This window comes from Streptomyces sparsus, from assembly GCF_054776295.1.
Genome location: NZ_BAAHCA010001184.1, coordinates 1 through 1,276 on the forward strand (window position 1 = coordinate 1; position 1,276 = coordinate 1,276).

The following is a 1,276-nucleotide window of genomic DNA, read 5'->3' on the forward strand; positions in this document are numbered from 1 at the left end:
CGGTGAGCCCCGGGCGGGCGGGCCGGTCGGCCCGCCCACCCGCATCCGCGGTGGGGCGGTCAGGCGTCGGGGTCGGCGCGGTGCGGGCGCGGCAGGTGCAGGCCGAGGAACATCGCCGCCAGCCGCAGCGCGAAGACCAGCCCGGCCGAGACCACCGTCGCCGGGTTCTGGTCTACCTCCAGCCAGTCCAGCACCAGGTAGCAGAGGGCGCCGGCGAACGCCGCCGTGGCGTACACGTCCTCGCGCAGCAGCAGCGGCGGGAACTCGCCGCAGAGAATGTCGCGCACCACCTCACCTGTCACCCCGGTCAGCACCGCGAGGATCAGCACGGCCAGCGGTGTCACCTCCGAGTCGATGGCGGCGCGGGCGCCGATCACGGTGACCACGGCCAGCCCGACCGCGTCCACCAGCAGCAGTGAGCGGTGCGGGAGGCTCCAGAAGCGCAGGTAGGCCATGGTGAGGATGCCCACGCTGCCCACGACGGTCAGCAGCACCCAGTCCTGCGTCCAGTAGAGCGGGTCGCGGTCGAGGATCACGTCGCGCAGGGTGCCTCCGGACACCGCCGCGGCGAACGCCAGCACCAGGCCGCCGAACGGGTCCATGTTGGCGCGGTGGGCGGCCAGCACGCCGCTGGCCGCGAAGGCGGAGACACCCACCAGATAGAGCACGTGGAGCATGCAGGGATCATGTCACCGTCGCAGGCGAGGCCCTACCCTACCGGTGAGTAACCGAACGCTGTACCGTTCTGCTCATGAGCGAGGCAAGCATCGGGAACAGCGAGTTCGACCGGGACACCGAGGTCCGGCGGCGAGAGCCGGGCGTGTACGACATCAACCTGCCGGACGGCTGGTCGATCGGCGGCGCGCTCAACGGCGGCTACCTGCTCGCCGTGCTGGGCCGGGCGCTCGGTGACGCGCTGAAGCACGACGACCCCTTCACGGTCACCGCGCACTACCTCTCCGCCAGCCGCCCGGGCCCGGCCGTCATCCGCACCGACACGGCCAGCCGAGGACGCACTCTGTCCACCGGTTCGGCCGGCCTCTTCCAGCTCACCGAGGACGGCACCGAGACGGAACGCATCCGGGTGCTCGCCACCTACGGCGACCTGGACGCGCTCACCGACGACATCCGCACCGCGGCCAAGCCGCCCGCGATGCCCCCGGTCGAGCAGTGCCTCGGCACGTCGGACGCTCCCGGCGGCGCCGCGGACGCCCCGCCGATCGCCCGGCGCCTGGACCTCCGCCTCGACCCGGACACCGTCGGCTGGGCGCTCGGA

At 72.9% G+C, this 1,276-nt stretch carries 2 protein-coding genes; one reads left to right on the top strand and one right to left on the bottom strand.

Going from position 1 to position 1,276, the window contains the following annotated elements; translation table 11 throughout:
• Positions 1–59: 59 nt before the first annotated feature.
• Positions 60–677 carry a trimeric intracellular cation channel family protein gene (locus tag ACYVE9_RS27285; RefSeq protein WP_461030563.1) on the bottom strand — a complete coding sequence of 206 codons (618 nt, stop codon included), beginning with the start codon at positions 675–677 and terminating at the stop codon, positions 60–62.
• Positions 678–751: 74 nt separating this feature from the next.
• On the opposite strand from ACYVE9_RS27285, the gene ACYVE9_RS27290 reads away from it, so the two are divergent.
• Positions 752–1,276: thioesterase family protein (locus ACYVE9_RS27290; protein ID WP_461030564.1), on the top strand; the 525-nt coding region annotated here is incomplete at its 3' end.

Bases quoted from the DNA above. Each gene is read 5' to 3' on its own strand.
- ACYVE9_RS27285 (WP_461030563.1), bottom strand. From the start codon at position 677: ATGCTCCACGTGCTCTATCTGGTGGGTGTCTCCGCCTTCGCGGCCAGC.